Source organism: Pedobacter jeongneungensis, assembly GCF_000633455.1.
GTDB lineage: Bacteria > Bacteroidota > Bacteroidia > Sphingobacteriales > Sphingobacteriaceae > Pedobacter > Pedobacter jeongneungensis_A.
Window position 1 is genome coordinate 1 of the sequence record NZ_AYMG01000033.1, and the last position, 18,184, is coordinate 18,184.

Sequence of the window (18,184 nt, forward strand, 5' to 3'; positions counted from 1 at the left end):
TAATTTGCTATATTGTCGCCTATTTTTAAACACTGGGCTGCTGAAGTTCGAATTAGGACTGACCTGATGGAAGTAAATGGCATTGAACAAATGCCTAAGAATGTACATACAGGGTTTTATCTAATCAACCTCAAGCATCAGTCTTACGCGGAATCGGAAAATCTCAAAAACCTAGAAGCTCTTAAATATAAGCCTCTATCTGAAAAAAAAAGCGGATTCGATTTTAGTGGCGAGCGAGCGTTCTTCCACAATGAAACTTATCAGGTTGAAAAGTGTCTTTTCAAAGGCAAAAAGGCGAGAAAAATCACATACAATGTTAAGGGTGGTGCCTATAATGACAAGCAGATAACAATTTATGTTACTTACAGGCCAAATCCTGACAAACGCGTATCTCTCTATCCACAAATGGAAAAACATTTTAAAGGATCTGTTATGGAAATAAACATAGATTTAAAGAGTCAGGGCATACTTGTTATACAGAGTCCCTTTTCTCCGAAACTAAAAAAAGAATACTTGGATCGACTAAGCGTCTTGTCAAAAAGCGCTATGTAATTATCGATGGTTAATCCAAATCTGTTGATGCTGTTTACAATAGTGATAGGTATCGGCAAACTTAAATTAATCTTCTAAATAAAATGAAGATCGGCGAGGCTATATCATTGAATAATTGATAAGGCTCGCTGATCTTTTCAGCTATAGATATCACCACTTTTAAGAATGACTCCATTGAACTCATCTTCAAGATAACGACTTGTAAAGCATTGCATTCTAAATGCTATACAACTAATGAAAAACTTCTTTACCACGCATCGTTAGAATGGTAAAGTAGTCACAACAATCTGCGTGCCTGTCAGGCAAGTCGATACATTTGCTCCGTTCGGAATTAGGACGCCCTATTTGTTTATTTAAACCTAAGTTTAATTTATCATTTTCAATTAACTTACGATCTAAATGTAATGATTGCTATATGGCCCACTTTGCAAGATCGCTATGTGATGCAAAGATTCATTTAGAAGAGCCGAAAAGTTTAAAACAGGCTCATTTGACTTTTTGCATTTCTAAAGGTTTCGATATCTTTCAAAGTCGCTCTGATAATTTTCTGGTTATAATTTGTAGTATCCTTATCTCCAACTTTCGATACAATTGCATTTTTTAGTTTTTGGATCGCATGATTTAGCGCTTCCGACTTTGAATTAAAAATCGGACTATATACGCAGATTCCTGAACTAGAGCCCGCTGTTCCGTATGATATGCTCATTCCAAATGACCATATATTATTTGGACCTCTGCCTAATGTAATTGTACTATAATTCACAGACTTATTTTTATCAATTAATCCAAAACATAACTCTTCCTGATCCAGAAATAACGGCCTTTTAAACCAGCCATATTCATCGAAATTTATCTCGGTAAATCCAAACTTTAATCCGCAACGGTAAGCGTAAACATTAAAAACGATACTTCTAAGTCCATTGCCAAACTGTGCGAACCAGTTCAATTGTTTAAGATCATTCTGTTGAATACTCTGCAAAATCTCATTGAGAAGTTCTCGCTCATAGGGAATATGATGGTGACTATTTAAATACTGCGTCACTGTAATTTCATTCAGGGTTGTGGTTAGTGTTTCCATAGCAATACATTAATTTTTTTTTGCCTGATAAATTCAGTGGTTGCTTATCGCTCAAGGGCGGCGAAGCCGTTTATAAACCCTTGAACGATAAATAGCAAGTCACTGATAGTTTTGCAAATTCAAAAAATGGATGGCTGTCGAGAAATAAAAAAGCCTGTTTGATTATTATATGGTATTTGATATTATATGCTTATCATTTTATGCGGTATATCCGACTAATCAAAGATTCCATAAATCTTACTGAAATCGCTCGGGATTACCAGGGAACTACCGTAACGATCCAAGATATTTCTGAGAATCTTGTGAAAAAGATAATTGTATGGACTATTATAAGCTTCTAGAAAAAAGATCCGTGACGCCAGAAAAAGTGGTTAAAATCCTTCTAAATCATGGCACAGTAGTTAGTATAGAAAAAGCAGAAAAGGTTTTGGAACTCATCTACAAATTGAGTAACTTATCTGTGAGAGAAACAATTGCAAGACTGCCCGATCAAAAACCAAGGGCGAGTTTAAGAAGATACACCCGGCATACAAGAAGGAGAAAAGAAAATGAAAATAGCTGATTTATATGTAAGAGTAAGTACAGACGAGCAGGCGGAAAAAGGTTATTCACTCAGAAGTCAACAAGAAGTTCTGGAAAAATATTGCGAACTAAACGGCATCAGGATTAGAAAGGTTGTGGTTGAAGATTATTCTGCAAAAACCTTCAACCGTCCTGAATGGAAGAAACTCGTTATTCACCTCAAAAAACATAAAGGAAAAACTGATTTATTGTTATTCACTAAGTGGGACCGTTTTAGCCGCAACACTAGCGACGCATATCAGACTATAGCTATGCTCAACAAGCTTGGTGTCGACCCACAGGCAATTGAACAACCGCTTGACCTGAATGTTCCCGAGAACAAAATGATGCTTGCAGTTTATCTTACCACACCGGAAATTGAGAATGACAGAAGAGGGCTCAACACCAAAGCTGGAATCAGGCAGGCAAAAAAGGAAGGTAGATGGACTGGTAAAGCTCCTATTGGGTACATCAACAAAACTGCTGAGAATGGAAAAAAATATATTGCTATGAAGCAGCCTGAAGCGTCCCTGATGAAATGGATTTTTGAGCAATTGGCTGAAGGCACTTATTCTGGGGAACAAATACTTCATTCGGCAAGAGAAAAGGGCTTAAAATGCAGTAAAAACAATTTTTACACAATTATAAGAAATCCAATCTTTTGCGGAAAGATAGTTGTACCAAAATACAAAAACGAAGATGCATTCCTGGCTCAAGGACTTCACGAAGCTTTAATCAGCGAAACAATGTTCTTTAACGTTCAAGACATTTTGAACGGAAGAAAAAAGGAATTTGGCCAGCCTATTGCCACGCCTGAAGCACTTGTGTTGCGTGGCTTCCTGAAATGTCCGAATTGTCACCGGTCATTGAGCGGAAGCTCTTCAAAAGGTAAAAACAAACATTTCACCTATTATCATTGCACATCTTCTTGCGGCATTAGATTTCGGTCTGAAAAGGTCAATGAGGATTTTGCTACTGAGCTTTTGGCTTACCTACCTCGAAATGGCTATGAAGAAATTTTTGTGCAGACTATTTCAGACGCCTACCAAAACCAAGTAGGATCCATTTTAGATGAGCGAAAAGTTTATTCAACACAAATCCGAGAGTACAATAGGAAAGTCGAGAAGGCCAGGGATTTATTATTGGACAACGAAATTGATACTGTAGATTTTAGGGCAATCAAAGTAGAGAGCAATGAAAAAATCGCTATTCTGGAATCGAAGCTTGCAGATCTTAACACCAAAAACAAAGCTGTTTTAAACATCAGACCGATTGCAGAGCGGGCAATAAGTAATTTAATGAACCTCGACCTATTTTATGAAAATTCGAGTGTAGAAGGCAAAAGATATTTAATAAGTTGCTTATTTCCTGAAAAATTGGAATACAATGGAGACCGATATCGAACACTTTTAGTAAATGAAATCGCACAGCACATCTACTTGAAAAACAAAGAGTTAGGAGCAAAAAAAATGGGACGAAAATCTTTTGAAAAGACCTCGTCCCACTGGGGGTGGCTGATGGGGCTCGAACCCACGACCCTCGGCACCACAAACCAATACTCTAACCAACTGAGCTACAGCCACCGTGTTTTTTGATGTCACAAAAGTACGACTTTTAATATTCCTTGCAAATATTTTTCTCAAAGTTTTTACAACAAATTTTTAATTCGTTAACATTCAATTATTTGAAATTGAAAAAAAATTTCAGCAACAGATAAAATAAGCTATTTTGAAGCTAAAAACATAACTTTACAGCATTTATGATCGAAATTTACACAGACGGAGCAGCCAGCGGGAATCCAGGACCAGGTGGCTGGGGTACCATTTTAAGGGCAGGACAACATTATAAAGAATTAAGCGGTGGTTTTAGGATGACTACGAATAACCGCATGGAGTTATTGGCTGTTATAAAAGGTTTGGAGGCATTAAAAAGTTTGAACCAGCAGGTAACCGTTTATTCCGATTCAAAATATGTGGTTGATGCCGTTGAAAAGAAATGGGTTTTTGGCTGGGTAAGCAAAGGCTTTAAAGACAAGAAAAACAAAGACCTCTGGATGCGTTTCCTGGAATTATATAAATTGCACAAAGTGAAATTTATCTGGATTAAAGGCCACAACGATCATCCGGAGAACGAGCGTTGCGACCGTTTAGCTGTTTTTGCTTCGCAAGACAAGCAAAATTTAGCGATAGATACTTTTTTTGAAGTTGAAAGAAGTAAAGCACAGCTTTAGTCTATTCCACCAATTACATTTAAATCTTCCAGTCTGGCTTCTGCTTTGGCCTCAACTGAGATTGATTTTGCAGTGTAAAGCAGCATCATTTCTTCCGCTTTTTCTACCATTTTTTTGGAGCCGATAAAAACCGGAACCCTTTGGTGCAATTCCGTCGGCTGGATTTCCAGTATACGTTCGAAACCTGTACTTGCCTTACCCCCGGCCTGCTCTATAATAAAAGCCATCGGGTTACATTCGTACAAGAGCCTTAATTTTCCGTTTGGAGAACGCGAGGTGGTAGGATAGATATAAATCCCTCCTTTTATTAAATTCCGGTGGATATCGCCCACCATCGAACCGATATAACGAGAAGTATAAGGGCGTTTTGTTGCTTCATCTTCTACCTGGCAATATTTGATGTATTTTTTAACGCCATCGGGAAAATGCACATAATTGCCTTCATTTACTGAGTATAAATAACCCATTTCGGGTATTTTCATTTGAGGGTGTGAAAGGCAGAATTCGCCGATGGATGGATCGAGTGTAAACCCGTTTACCCCTTTTCCGGTAGTGTAAACCAGCATGGTTGATGAGCCATAAATAATATAACCTGCCGCCACCTGTTGTGTACCCTTTTGCAGTACATCATCTAAACTTGCCCTGCCATCTACCGATTTTCTTCTATAAATAGAGAAAATAGTTCCTACAGCAACATTTACATCTGTATTAGAAGAACCATCTAAGGGATCTATACAAACAATATATTTGGCATTCTGCGAAACCGGCGATTCGATATGAATAATCTCATCTTCCTCTTCAGTGGCTACAATACAGCATTCGCCCCCACTGGTTAAAGCGGCAATAAACTGTTTATCGGCATAAACATCTAATTTTTTCTGTTCTTCTCCCTGGATATTTGTGGTTCCCATATCGCCGAGAATATCCACTAAACCGGCCTTATTAATTTCGCGGTTTACAATTTTTGCGGCAATGCCAATATCCCTCAACAATCTCGAAAGTTCACCTTTGGCATAAGGGAAATCTGCCTGTTTTTCTATAATAAATTGTCCTAGTGTTTTAACGCCACAAACCATACTTAGTGTATATTTTACATTATCTACCCGATAATTCTATAACCTCTAAGGTATGAATATTTTCATCAGTAATGCAAAATCTAATCAGGGTACGCACCTTGTGCCAGCCATGTTTTCCCGCCGCACCGGGGTTTATATGCAAACATTTTATTTTTTTATCGAACATTACCTTCAAAATATGGGAATGCCCGGTAATGAATAGTTTTGGAGGGTTAGTGTATATTTCAGGCTTTACATAAGATGAATATTTCCCCGGGTACCCCCCGATATGGGTCATCCATACATCGACCCCTTCGCAGCTAAATCGATTTTGTTCAGGAAAGGCTGACCTGATTGCGCCATCATCTATATTTCCGAACACACCGCGCAAAGGTTTAAATGCCGCCAGGGGCTCGGCCACATCCGGACCAAAATCACCCGCATGCCAGATTTCATCCACACCATCAAAATGTTTAAAAACGGCATCATCTAAAAAACCATGGGTATCAGAAATTAATCCTATTTTTTTCATTTTGTAAAGTTAGTACCCATCGCGTTTTACACCTTTATTTTGCGGTAAATTATTTTAAGTTCTTTTAAAACTACTGCAAAAAAGATGTTTTTTAGCTTAAACAGCAAACAAAACCTGATAAATCATCATTTTTTATTTATAGGATATTATCATCGGGCTCAGATCCTGATTAAGCCCGATGACCAGGTTTTCTTCTAGTTTTGCCTCACCTGCTTAAATGTCCCATTAGGTTGTATAAACGAAACAGACAAGGCTTTTGATACGCCCTCTTTTTTCTCGAATTTCAAACTAAAGCCTTTTAGATTTTTAAAATTAAAAGTATCATTCCCTACTGAAACAGTTTCATATTCTGGCTGACCGGGCACTGAAACAAATAAAATCTTGCCTTTTAAATATACCTTGGCCAGCCCCTTTTCGCCGTAAGTACCGGTATAACTTTCTAAATCTGCAGCACTCAACTCAACCGTTCTTGGTTTGTATGAAAAAATGGCTGGTTTCATTCCCCGCTCAAGTGGAATACTGACCCCTTCAATTTTGCCGTCCTGTCCGCTGATAAAATTAAAACGCAGGTCACTTTCTGCCGTGTCAATTTTTCCTTTTTTATCGATACCGCTGATGCTGAACACATCATAATGATAGTGCCTAAGTAAAAGCTTCTCTTTTCCCATCATGGCAAAAAGCGAATCATTTTTGAACGATATGTTAATTACACCATAAGCAGGATTATCAAACAAACCATCGTAATCTTTTAAAGGATGAGAAGGCTTAGTATTTAAAACATGAGCACTTACAGCCGTTTTTTTCGCAGCCTTTTCTCTTTCCCTGGCTTCAGCTTTTGCTTTGTTGGCCCTGCCGTTCCAATCAATATTTTTCAGTTCCAACACCCTATCGGCAATGCTGCTGTATACGATTTTGGGAACATTAGACGTATTTTGATTGGTTAAAACCACAATACCTATTTTATCTGTAGGGAAAAAGGATACACTTGCCGAAAAACCATTGATGTTGCCCCCATGCTCTACCATATAATGCCCACGATACGAACTGATCATCCAGCCAAAACCATAGGTAGAGAGGTAAATATCCTTATCCTCTTCGGGTAAACCAGCCCCCATCACCATCTGAGAACTTGCAGCCTCTCTTATATAAGAGGTGGGTAAAATCTCTTTCCCTTTATAAGATCCCCCGTTGATCCACACTTTTAACCAATGTGTCATATCGTTCACACTGCTATTAATGCTTCCGGCAGGCCCCATTCCGTCTATATTAAAATAATCAACCTTTTCGATCGCACCTTTATTGTTTACCGTATAAGGTAAAGAAGCTTCACTATCTTTTTCAAATTCAAAAATATTGGTATTGGAACGGCTCATCTCCAAAGGATCGAAAAACTTTTCCTTAATATTCTGCTCCCAGGTTTTTCCGGTCAACTTTTCAACTATCATACCCTGAGCCAAAAACATGAAGTTATTATATTGCCATTTTTCTCGTATGCCAGCGGTGGGCTCCATATAACGCACCCTTTGTATAATGCTATCACGGTTAGAAGTATTGAATACAAACCAGGATAAATCGTAACGCGACAAACCTGTGCGATGGCACATCATATCGCGAACCGTAATCTGGTTATTCATATTATCGTTATAAAACTTCAATTGTGGTAAATAAGATGTTGCGATTCCATCAAGGGAGAGTTTTCCTTCTTTTTGCTGTAAACCAATGAGTGCAGAAGTAAAGGATTTAGTGCTCGAGCCTATGGCAAAAAGCGTATTCGGCGTAACCGGTTTTTTATTTTCTACATCGCGATAACCAAAACCCTTGCTGTAGATTACCTGATCGCCTTTTACCACCGCTACTGCAAAACCAGCCACTTGCTGATCTTTCAAGATCCTGTTTAATAAGGTATCAATCCCTGCTAATGGATCGCCTGTTTTTTGTTTTTTTGATTGAGCTAGAGAAGATAGTGCCACCAGGCACAGTAAGAACAAATTTAGGATACGTTTCATTTTAATTTAGGTGAGATTTATGCATCCTAAATTACAAATGATAATGAGATTATTGAAAATTATATCAGAAACGATATAAATTTAAACCATTTAATAGCCATATTTAATTTTTCATATAAATCAATTAAAATGACTGGGCATTTTTTTTGAATTGATAGATTGCGATTAACCGCATTGTGGATTTTAATGAAATAAGCTTTAAGTTCTCGTCTTATGTCATTAGGTTAAGATGTTTTAACCACAGGTAAACACGGATTTTCATATCTGTGTTCATACTTTTTATCTGTGGTTAAATTATTTTACCTGTGTCTAGGCATTAACTTAATGACATTGAATTCTCACCTACGCCTATCATATGAACACATCTTTTTATAACTTTCTGAAGCGTTATGCCAGCTTCCTTTGAAAAACTAACAGGTTTTACCGAAGAACGCCCGTCAATCCCAAGAGCCGGGAAAATCAAAAAAACAGGCACACTCCAGTACAAATGGCACCAACAAACCTGAAACGCAGTGGTTTTGTGTTCATAAACGATGATTTAATTTTAGAAAACATTGAACACAAAACGAAGTGCCGCTGTTTTTTTGATGCGCAAGGGATTGTGCAAAAGGCTCATTGCTGGATTGACGAAGCGCTTTGGGTACTTTGGCGCTCCAAAGTACCATGCCTCGCGGCATAGAGCGATAGGAAAATCTCTACAAACTGACAAATGAAATAATTTTACTTAATTTTTAAACCAACCCTAATAAGCCAGAAAAAAATCTTTTAGTAAAAGCTTATATGCTTTGGTATGCTCCTTTAAAGATTCGTAAATATTAAAATCACTTTCTATTAATAGCGTTTCGCCTTTTTTCAAACAGATGATTTGTCTAAAAGTTGGCTTATTTTCATCAGAATGAATATTAATCCGTTCTGCAAGCGATAAATTATGCTGAGATGCGATATCAATCACTTCGTCCGCCTGTTTAACCGGCAAAATAAGCCAGATCTGCCCATCATCAGCCAAAAGCGAGTTTGATTTTTCAACCAATAAACTAAAAAAATCCTCATCTGCATGTCTGGCGATACCTTTTCTAACTTCTTCGTTCTTTAAATCGTTAACAAAAAAAGGTGGATTGGAAACAATCAGATCAAATTTTCCAGGATGGTTATATTGTTCAATTGCGGTATGGCTAATACTTAACCGCTCACTAAAAACTGATAATTGAAAATTCCTCCCCGCGGTTTCAGCAGCTTGCCTGTCAATTTCTACTGCATCTATAACTGCATCAGGAAAACGTTGTGCCAACATCAAAGCAATAACGCCGGTCCCGGTCCCAATATCCAATATCCTTTTTGGCGACGGATGTGAAACTATTGCCCCAAGCAATACCCCATCGGTATTAATTTTCATGGCACAGCCTGTTTGGTCTATATCAAACTGTTTGAATTTAAAAATACTCATCTTAAATCTCGTACAGTTCTAAAGGCAAACCATCCGGATCAGCAAAGAAAGTAAACCGTTTATCGGTAAATTCGTCAATGCGGATAGGTTCAGTTACAATTCCCTGTCCGTTTAACCTCTCGATTTCTTTCTCAATATCGGTTACCTCAAAAGCCAAATGGCGCAAGCCTTGTGCTTCCGGTCGCGATGGCCTTGCAGGAGGATTTTCGAAAGAAAAAAGTTCGATCTGGTAAACACCATTTACGGCCAGATCCAGTTTATACGATTTCCTTTCTGCCCGATAAACCTCGGCCAAAGCCGTAAACCCTAATTTATTCACATAAAAATCTTTCGATTTTTCGTAATCAGAACAGATAATGGCGATGTGATGGATTTTATTGAACATAGATTTAACTTTTTACTTTGTGCCCGCTGTAAATTCACAAACACTTCTAAAAATGGCCGTCATCTCGACTGGAACGCAGTGGAATGGAGAGATCTGCCTCGATAGATTTCTCGACTGCGTTGCACTCCGCTCGAAATGACGATCTGAGGGTTACATTAACGTCAAAAGTAATAAAAGCACAATTATATTGCACACTTCAATAAGCTTTTTAAATTTTTAACGCTATTTTTGCAACTTCAAAAAAAAAGCATGATTCATTTCTTCCTTAGTCAATCGCAGGCGATTTTTGTTCTACAAACAGACAAAGCGCTTTCTACCACTGATATTACTAAACTCGAATGGTTATTTGGCGGCGCCAAAATCTCGCAGGAAACAGCTCTTAAAGGCTTTTTCGTTGGACCAAGAGCAGCAATGATTACTCCATGGAGTACCAATGCTGTGGAGATTACCCAGAACATGGACATGCAGGGCATCATCAGGATTGAAGAATTTAAGCAGGTTGATGAAAGTTATACCGATTTCGACCCGATGCTTTCTCAAAAATACGATAAACTTGATCAGGAGGTTTATACCATCAACATCAAACCTGAACCGATTTTAGAAATCACCGATATTGCGGCTTATAACAAACAGGAAGGACTTTCTTTAAGTGATGAAGAAGTTGAGTATTTAAACACCTTAGCACAGAAATTAGAAAGACCATTAACCGATTCTGAAGTTTTTGGTTTCTCGCAGGTAAATTCAGAACACTGTCGCCATAAAATTTTCAATGGTAAATTCGTAATTGATGGTATAGAACAGCCTACTTCTTTATTTAAGCTGATCCGAAAAACTTCTGAAGAAAATCCTAACGATATTGTTTCTGCGTATAAAGATAACGTAGCTTTTATAAAAGGGCCTAAAGTGCAGCAATTTGCACCTAAACGTGCCGATGAGCCTGATTATTATACCACAAGCGATTTCGAATCGGTAATTTCCCTAAAAGCTGAAACACACAATTTCCCAACCACCGTAGAACCTTTTAATGGTGCTGCAACAGGTTCGGGAGGTGAAATCAGAGACCGTTTAGCCGGCGGACAAGGTTCATTGCCTTTAGCAGGAACAGCAGTATATATGACAGCCCTTTCTCGTCTGGAGGATAACCGTCCATGGGAAAAAGGTGTTGAAGAAAGAGCGTGGTTATATCAAACCCCGATGGATATCCTGATCAAAGCATCAAACGGTGCTACCGATTTTGGAAATAAATTCGGACAACCGCTCATTACAGGTTCGGTTTTAACTTTCGAACACGAGCACTTCGACAAGCTCAGTATGACATCTCGTAAGCTAGGTTTCGATAAAGTAATTATGCTCGCCGGTGGTATTGGTTACGGTAAAGCCAGTCAGGCACAAAAACTTAAACCACAGGAAGGCGATAACATCGTTATCCTGGGTGGCGAAAATTACAGGATCGGAATGGGTGGTGCAGCAGTTTCATCTGCAGATACTGGCCAGCATGGTAGCGGGATCGAATTAAATGCCATCCAGCGCTCAAATCCTGAAATGCAAAAACGTGCGGCAAATGCCGTTCGTGGTATGGTAGAAAGCGATCACAATTCGATTATCTCCATTCACGATCATGGTGCAGGCGGTCACTTAAACTGTTTATCAGAACTGGTTGAAGAAACCGGAGGACTAATTGACTTAGATAAATTACCAGTAGGCGACCCTACCCTTTCGGCCAAAGAAATTATTGGTAACGAATCGCAGGAAAGAATGGGATTGGTAATCGGTAACGAACATATCGAGACTTTACAAAAAATCGCCGACCGCGAACGTTCACCAATGTATACGGTAGGTAAAGTAACCGGGGATCACCGTTTTACTTTTAAATCTGCAACAACAGGTTTAAAACCGATGGATTTAGAGCTATCAGCCATGTTTGGCAGTTCACCTAAAATCGTAATGGACGACAAAACCATCGACCGTAATTACGAAGCTGTTACTTATAATAACAACGAATTAAATACCTATTTAGAGCAGGTGCTTCAATTAGAAGCTGTTGCAGCTAAAGATTGGTTAACCAATAAAGTAGACCGTTGCGTGGGTGGCCGCGTAGCCAAACAGCAATGTGCTGGCCCCTTACAGTTACCGTTAAATAACTGCGGTGTAATGGCTTTAGATTTTCAGGGAAAAGAAGGTATTGCCACTTCGGTAGGTCATGCGCCACTTTCGGCCTTGATTGATCCGGCTGCTGGCAGTCGCAATGCAATTGCAGAATCGCTTTCGAATATCGTTTGGGCACCTTTAAAGGATGGTTTAAAAAGTGTTTCACTTTCTGCCAACTGGATGTGGGCCTGCAAAAACGAAGGTGAAGATGCCCGTTTATATGCAGCCGTAAAAGCCTGTTCTGATTTCGCCATCGATTTAGGAATCAACATTCCAACCGGAAAAGATTCGTTATCGATGAAACAGAAATATAAAGATGGCGATGTAATTGCGCCAGGTACTGTGATTATTTCTGCAGGTGCCAACTGCGATGACATTACCAAAGTGGTGGAGCCGGTATTGCAGAAAAATGGCGGATCTATTTATTACATCAACCTTTCTAACGATACCTATAAATTAGGTGGTTCATCTTTCGCACAGATTTTAAACAAAATCGGCACAGAAACACCTGATGTTAAGGATGCTGCTCAATTTAAAACTGCTTTTAATACGCTTCAACAATTAATTAAGGAAGATAAAATCCAGGCCGGACATGATATTGGCAGTGGCGGTTTAATCACAACCTTATTAGAAATGTGTTTTGCCGACCGCAATTTAGGTGCATCGATCGATTTATCTTCACTGGCAGAAACCGATAGCATTAAAGTATTATTTGCAGAAAACATTGGTATCGTTTTCCAAGCCGATGCTTCGGTTGAAGAAAGCTTTACACAAGCTGGTGTTGCTTTCCATAAAATCGGCGAGGTAAATACTTCAGCTAAATTAGAAGTTAAAAACGCTGCAGACAGCTTCAGTTTTGATATCGACCACTTACGTGATGTTTGGTTTAAAACTTCGTATCTGTTAGATAGCAAACAAACCGGTAACGGTTTAGCCAAAGAGCGTTACGATAATTATAAAAACCAGGTTTTAAATTACACTTTCCCAACGCAATTTGATGGTAAAAAACCGGTAATCGACGCCGGCAAACCACGTCCAAAAGCGGCTATTATCCGCGAAAAAGGAAGTAACTCAGAGCGCGAACTGGCCAATGCGATGTATCTGGCAGGTTTTGATGTAAAAGATGTACACATGACCGATTTAATTACCGGCAGAGAAACTTTAGAAGACATCCAGTTTATCGGTGCAGTGGGTGGATTCTCTAATTCTGACGTTTTAGGATCGGCAAAAGGCTGGGCTGGTGCATTTTTATATAACGAAAAAGCAAGGGTAGCTTTAGAGAAATTCTTTGCCCGTCCTGATACGTTATCCGTTGGGGTTTGTAACGGTTGCCAGTTATTTGTAGAGTTGGGCTTAATTAATAAAGACCACGCAGAAAAACCTAAAATGCTTCATAACAAAAGCGGTAAACACGAAAGTATTTTCACTTCGTTAACCTTACAGGAAAATAACTCTGTAATGTTATCTACTTTAGCAGGAAGCACTTTAGGGGTTTGGGTATCACATGGAGAAGGAAGATTCTCGTTACCTTATACAGAAGATAAATATAAAATCGTAGCCAAATATGCTTATGAAAGTTATCCGGCAAGTCCGAATGGCTCAGATTATAATACTGCAATGTTATGTGACGAAACCGGCCGTCACCTGGTAATGATGCCGCACATTGAACGTTCATTGTTCCAATGGCACTGGGCAAATTACCCACAAGGCCGTAAAGACGAAGTTTCGCCATGGATGGAAGCCTTTGTAAATGCACGCAAGTGGATTGAGAATAAAGCATAATAGAAATGGAAGATGTAAAATGGATGATGGAATTAAAAACCATCATCCATTTTTTGTTTAAACACATTCGTCATCTCGAGCGGACCCGATAGCTATCGGGTGCAACGGAGTCGAGAGATCTGTCGAGATAGATTTCTCCATTTCGCTACCGATGAAGCCTGTGAAACAAGCAAGCATACCATGATAAATAATAACAGATGCTTAAACCGGCAAGCTTCAGTCGAAATGACTGTTCTCTTGTATTATTCTAAATGATTTCTTTTATTATGAAATGAGCGTTTTGCTTTTCATAGCTACTCTACTCCCGCCATCGCTTCTAGTCCTCATTCCGCTGCACTTCACTGCGGGCTAACCGCTCTGTGGGGTTTATTAAACAAAAAGCCTGTTCTTCGGCATACGGGCCTGTTTCTGCATCCGCAATAAACCTTTAATAGCACTAACGGCCTTACCACCTAAACCAGACCGGAGTGGAAACCCACAGCCCGAGGTACGAGGGCAAGGATTTGAAACAAAGGGCGGGACTGCAATTACAAAAAGGTACTGTTCCTGCTTTCCAAAAAAACAACAATAAAACCCCAAGAACAAAAAAACGGTCCGGGCACCGCCCAAACCGCTTCAATTTACCCCAACATCCACGGTCTCTCCTCCATGGTCTGTGTCCTCACAGACCATCATCAAACCTACCCATTAGTGATTACCAAGTGGTCTGAGGAGACACAGACCACGGAACTAGGTTAATAGAATTCTCCCCATCATCCATCCCATCATATTCCCTGAATGTCTTTTCTAACCTCTGTTCTCCACCCTTTTCCATATTTTCGGTCCATATAAGAAGCAACTACTTTATTGTAATCTTCAATTGAAATATTGGTAGGCATAATACAGCCAAAACTATAATAAGCAATACCATATTTCTTTTCAAACACTTCCTGTCCTTTAACATAAGTAGATACAATACCCCCGCGGATTAAAAACTTAACCCTACCAATCTTTAAATCGGCATTTGCCAGCTTAATGCTATGTATTTTAGAAGTATCTACATCTTTTACAATTTTAGCATTCAAATAAGTAGCTGTAAAGCAAACAAAAACGAATATTAAAAGGGCATTTTTCATTTTTCAATATTTAATTAGAAATCTGGAAGTTGATGGCCATATTATACCTCACACGCACCGGCACACCTTTATTTTTACCTGGTTTCCATAACGGTGATTTTTTAATTACTTTAATTGCTTCTTCGTCGCAACCAAAACCGATTCCTTTAATTACCGATACATCGGTGATGGAACCATCTTTCTCTACCACGAAACTCACAAATACTTTTCCGGCTGCACCTTCATCCTGCGCTCTTGATGGATACCTTAAATTACGCTCCATATATTTAGACCATGCCTTGGCACCACCGGTAAATTCAGGATATTCATCAACACCACCATTAATATAGATATTTGTATCTTCTCCTTTTCCTTCACCTTCTTTAGCAGTTCCTGTTCCATCACCGTTACCTTTTGCATCTGGAATAACCAGATTTGGAGCTACAATCCCCTCTTGTGTTCTATCACTGATCACAGCATTTTCGATTTCTTTAATCGTTGGTGGATCTGGCAGATTTATTTTATTTACAACAACTATATTATTAGATAAGGCTACCGTTTTAACCTTTACCGGTTCTACCTTTTTTGGCTCAGGTTTTTCCTCTGGTTTAGGCAGATCCGGTTTCATCTGGTGAATCACATCCGTTAAATCAATAACTTTTGCTGTTTCTACAACCGCATCTTCTTTAGGAACCAACTTCGCATAAATTAAAGGAGAGAAACAGGCGAGTACAAATAAACTTCCCGCTACGAAAAGCGCCCTCGTCATAATCTTCGAAGATTTAGACCTTAAATCGTAAGCACCATAGTTTTTGTTGCGGTTTGCAAATACAAGATCGAGCCACTCGGTTTTGTATACGTTAATTGAAGAGTTGAACATAGTTTTAAAGTTTTATAGGATGATGCAACAAAATCATCGATTCCATAAAACATTTAAAAAATCTATTTTCTTTACAAAAAATGAAATTTTTCATCTGAAAAACATTTTTTTATTTCATTTTCAGTAAAATTCACATATTTCATGCGATTGTTTTACAAAAATTAATAAAATATGCTATTTTTGACAAAAAACATAACAAATTAATGAAAAGCTTAAGAACCATCGCATTAAAAGAGGCTCAAAATAGAATTTCACCTGAAGTTAAATCTCCTTCGGCGAAAATTTCTGATTTTTACGGCTCGAATGTATTTGATAAGAAAAAAATGAGAGATTTCTTATCTAAGGACGTGTATGAAAAATTAATTTCATCTATCAACCAAGGTGAATTAATCAATTCTGACGATGCTAACCAAATTGCTACAGCTATGAAAGCCTGGGCAATGAGCGCTGGCGCAACGCACTACACGCACTGGTTCCAGCCATTAACTGGTACAACTGCCGAAAAACACGATTCGTTTTTTGAGCCGAGCGGTGATGGTGCTATCGAAAAATTTGCTGGTAGCGCATTAGTTCAACAAGAACCAGATGCTTCAAGTTTCCCTAACGGCGGTATTCGTAATACTTTCGAAGCCCGTGGTTATACTGCATGGGATCCTTCTTCTCCAGCTTTCATTATGGAAAGTAAAGCAGGTAAAACCCTTTGCATCCCTACAGTTTTTGTATCATACACAGGCGAAGCCTTAGATTATAAAGCGCCATTATTAAAAGCATTAGCTGCACTTGATAAAGCTGCTGTTGATGTATGCCAATATTTCGATAAAAGCATTACTAAAGTAAATGCATCATTAGGTATTGAGCAAGAATATTTCTTAGTTGATGAGTCATTATTCAACGCCCGTCCGGATTTATTATTAACCGGTCGTGCTTTGTTCGGTCACATGTCTGCTAAAGGACAACAATTAGAAGATCATTATTTCGGTTCTATTCCAGAGCGCGTATTCAGCTACATGGTAGATTTCGAAAACGAAGCTTTGAAATTAGGTATTCCATTAAAAACCCGTCACAATGAGGTTGCGCCTTCTCAATTTGAATGTGCACCAATTTATGAAGAAATCAACTTAGCTATCGATCACAATCAATTGTTGATGGATTTGATGGAGAAAGTTGCCCGTCGTCACCATTTCCGTGTATTATTGCACGAAAAACCTTATGCTGGCATCAACGGATCAGGTAAACACAATAACTGGAGCTTAATTACCGATACTGGTAAAAACTTATTGGCACCAGGTAAAACGCCTAAAAACAACTTAATGTTCCTTGCTTTCTTTGTAAATACAATTAAAGCGGTTAGCGAGCATGCTGATTTATTACGTGCAAGTATTGCATCGGTAAGCAACGATCACCGTTTAGGTGCAAACGAAGCGCCACCTGCAATTATCTCTATCTTCTTAGGTTCTCAACTGAACGATGTATTAGATGAGATCGAGCACTCACGTATTAGCAAAAAAATCAAAGAAGATAATGCACTTTGGTTAGGTATTCCTAAAATCCCACAGATTTTGTTGGATAATACCGACCGTAACCGTACTTCTCCTTTCGCATTTACAGGTAACAAATTTGAGTTGAGAGCTGTTGGTTCATCAGCAAACTCTTCTGCTCCTATGACCATCTTAAACGCGATTATGGCTGAGCAATTGGTTAAGTTTAAAACAGAGGTTGATAAATTGATCAAAAAAGGTGATAAAAAAGACATCGCTTTATTAACAGTGATCAAAAAATACATCAAAGAATCTAAAGGCATCCGTTTCGAAGGAAATGGTTATAGCCAGGAGTGGGAAGATGAAGCTGCAACACGCGGTTTATCAAACATCAAAACTACACCAAAAGCTTTAGATGCTTATTTAACTGAAAAATCTGCTGAGTTATTTGCTTCAACAGGTATTTACAGTGCACGTGAGATTCATGCCCGTCATGAAATCATGTTAGAAAACTTCTACAAAAAACTACAGATCGAAGCACGTGTAATGGGCGAAGTGGCTAACACAGCCATTATTCCTGCTGCTATTGCTTACCAAAACTCTTTAATCGCAAACGTACAAGGATTAAAAGCAATTGGTGTAGACAGCAAAGTTTCTATCGATATCGTTAAAAAACTATCTGAGCATTTAGAAATTGTAAAAACCAATATCGATGCGATGTTAGAAGAACGTAAAGTAACCAACAAAATCGAAGATACCCGCGAAAAAGCGATCGCTTACGATGAAAAAGTTAAATCTTACTTCGATATCATCCGTTACCATGCTGATAAATTAGAGCAGATTGTTGACGACAGCGTTTGGCCTTTACCAAAATTCAGAGAATTATTATTCATGAAATAGATTTAAGCCGTAAGGTTTAAGGTATAGGGCGTAAGGTTTTAAACTTTACGCCCTTTGTT

Annotated in this window: 12 protein-coding genes, 1 tRNA gene and 1 pseudogene; 5 read left to right on the plus strand and 9 right to left on the minus strand. The window is 38.6% G+C overall.

Features of this window, described 5'->3' with window-relative positions:
* The first annotated feature begins 66 nt into the window (after window positions 1-66).
* Window positions 67-552 (plus strand): hypothetical protein, encoded by a 486-nt coding sequence (locus tag U859_RS0125705; RefSeq protein ID WP_162800051.1) that lies wholly within the window; start codon window positions 67-69, stop codon window positions 550-552.
* 475 nt (window positions 553-1,027) lie between these two features.
* Here the strand turns inward: U859_RS0125705 and U859_RS0125710 are convergent, their stop codons facing one another.
* Window positions 1,028-1,630, minus strand: coding sequence for a hypothetical protein (locus U859_RS0125710; RefSeq protein WP_025146122.1), 603 nt, complete (start codon window positions 1,628-1,630; stop codon window positions 1,028-1,030).
* Between the two features lie 548 nt (window positions 1,631-2,178).
* Between U859_RS0125710 and U859_RS32420 the strand changes: the two are divergent.
* Window positions 2,179-2,961, plus strand: a pseudogene (locus tag U859_RS32420) (recombinase family protein); the annotation flags it as partial.
* Between the two features lie 739 nt (window positions 2,962-3,700).
* Here U859_RS32420 and U859_RS0125725 read toward each other — a convergent pair.
* Window positions 3,701-3,774: transfer RNA gene (locus U859_RS0125725), tRNA-His, on the minus strand.
* A 176-nt stretch (window positions 3,775-3,950) separates the two neighbouring features.
* On the opposite strand from U859_RS0125725, the gene rnhA reads away from it, so the two are divergent.
* Complete coding sequence (rnhA, locus tag U859_RS0125730; protein ID WP_025146124.1) at window positions 3,951-4,421, plus strand: ribonuclease HI; 471 nt, start codon at window positions 3,951-3,953, stop codon at window positions 4,419-4,421.
* Here rnhA and fbp read toward each other — a convergent pair.
* From fbp to U859_RS0125765, 5 genes are all read right to left on the minus strand, one after another.
* Complete coding sequence (fbp, locus tag U859_RS0125735; RefSeq protein WP_025146125.1) at window positions 4,418-5,497, minus strand: class 1 fructose-bisphosphatase; 1,080 nt, start codon at window positions 5,495-5,497, stop codon at window positions 4,418-4,420. The two genes, rnhA and fbp, sit on opposite strands and share 4 nt — an antisense overlap.
* A 19-nt stretch (window positions 5,498-5,516) precedes the next feature.
* Window positions 5,517-6,008, minus strand: coding sequence for a metallophosphoesterase family protein (locus tag U859_RS0125740; protein WP_025146126.1), 492 nt, complete (start codon window positions 6,006-6,008; stop codon window positions 5,517-5,519).
* Between the two features lie 194 nt (window positions 6,009-6,202).
* Window positions 6,203-8,014 carry a serine hydrolase gene (locus U859_RS0125750; protein WP_025146127.1) on the minus strand — a complete coding sequence of 604 codons (1,812 nt, stop codon included), beginning with the start codon at window positions 8,012-8,014 and terminating at the stop codon, window positions 6,203-6,205.
* 742 nt (window positions 8,015-8,756) lie between these two features.
* Window positions 8,757-9,458, minus strand: coding sequence for a tRNA1(Val) (adenine(37)-N6)-methyltransferase (locus tag U859_RS0125760; protein WP_025146128.1), 702 nt, complete (start codon window positions 9,456-9,458; stop codon window positions 8,757-8,759).
* Between the two features lies 1 nt (window position 9,459).
* Window positions 9,460-9,843: a VOC family protein gene (locus tag U859_RS0125765; protein ID WP_025146129.1), complete on the minus strand. Its 384-nt coding sequence runs from the start codon at window positions 9,841-9,843 to the stop codon at window positions 9,460-9,462.
* A gap of 186 nt (window positions 9,844-10,029) precedes the next feature.
* Between U859_RS0125765 and purL the strand changes: the two genes are divergently transcribed.
* Window positions 10,030-13,773, plus strand: a complete 3,744-nt coding sequence (gene purL / locus U859_RS0125770) for a phosphoribosylformylglycinamidine synthase (RefSeq protein WP_262496822.1) — start codon at window positions 10,030-10,032, stop codon at window positions 13,771-13,773.
* Between the two features lie 764 nt (window positions 13,774-14,537).
* Here purL and U859_RS0125780 read toward each other — a convergent pair.
* Together U859_RS0125780 and U859_RS0125785 are read right to left on the minus strand one after the other, a co-directional pair.
* Window positions 14,538-14,888 carry a hypothetical protein gene (locus tag U859_RS0125780; protein ID WP_025146132.1) on the minus strand — a complete coding sequence of 117 codons (351 nt, stop codon included), beginning with the start codon at window positions 14,886-14,888 and terminating at the stop codon, window positions 14,538-14,540.
* 10 nt (window positions 14,889-14,898) lie between these two features.
* On the minus strand, window positions 14,899-15,747 hold the full coding sequence (locus tag U859_RS0125785; RefSeq protein ID WP_025146133.1) for an energy transducer TonB: 849 nt from the start codon (window positions 15,745-15,747) through the stop codon (window positions 14,899-14,901).
* Window positions 15,748-15,950: 203 nt separating this feature from the next.
* Between U859_RS0125785 and U859_RS0125790 the strand changes: the two genes are divergently transcribed.
* A complete protein-coding gene (locus U859_RS0125790; protein WP_025146134.1) occupies window positions 15,951-18,125 on the plus strand; it encodes a glutamine synthetase III in 2,175 nt (724 codons plus the stop codon).
* Window positions 18,126-18,184 lie beyond the last annotated feature (59 nt).

Excerpts from the sequence above, each read along its gene's own strand:
- rnhA (WP_025146124.1), top strand. The coding sequence starts at position 3,951 with ATGATCGAAATTTACACAGACGGAGCAGCCAGCGGGAATCCAGGACCA.
- U859_RS0125785 (WP_025146133.1), bottom strand. The coding sequence starts at position 15,747 with ATGTTCAACTCTTCAATTAACGTATACAAAACCGAGTGGCTCGATCTT.
- U859_RS0125710 (WP_025146122.1), bottom strand. The coding sequence starts at position 1,630 with ATGGAAACACTAACCACAACCCTGAATGAAATTACAGTGACGCAGTAT.
- U859_RS0125760 (WP_025146128.1), bottom strand. The coding sequence starts at position 9,458 with ATGAGTATTTTTAAATTCAAACAGTTTGATATAGACCAAACAGGCTGT.
- U859_RS0125780 (WP_025146132.1), bottom strand. The coding sequence starts at position 14,888 with ATGAAAAATGCCCTTTTAATATTCGTTTTTGTTTGCTTTACAGCTACT.
- U859_RS0125750 (WP_025146127.1), bottom strand. The coding sequence starts at position 8,014 with ATGAAACGTATCCTAAATTTGTTCTTACTGTGCCTGGTGGCACTATCT.
- U859_RS0125765 (WP_025146129.1), bottom strand. The coding sequence starts at position 9,843 with ATGTTCAATAAAATCCATCACATCGCCATTATCTGTTCTGATTACGAA.
- U859_RS0125740 (WP_025146126.1), bottom strand. The coding sequence starts at position 6,008 with ATGAAAAAAATAGGATTAATTTCTGATACCCATGGTTTTTTAGATGAT.
- fbp (WP_025146125.1), bottom strand. The coding sequence starts at position 5,497 with ATGGTTTGTGGCGTTAAAACACTAGGACAATTTATTATAGAAAAACAG.
- U859_RS0125705 (WP_162800051.1), top strand. The coding sequence starts at position 67 with ATGGAAGTAAATGGCATTGAACAAATGCCTAAGAATGTACATACAGGG.
- U859_RS0125790 (WP_025146134.1), top strand. The coding sequence starts at position 15,951 with ATGAAAAGCTTAAGAACCATCGCATTAAAAGAGGCTCAAAATAGAATT.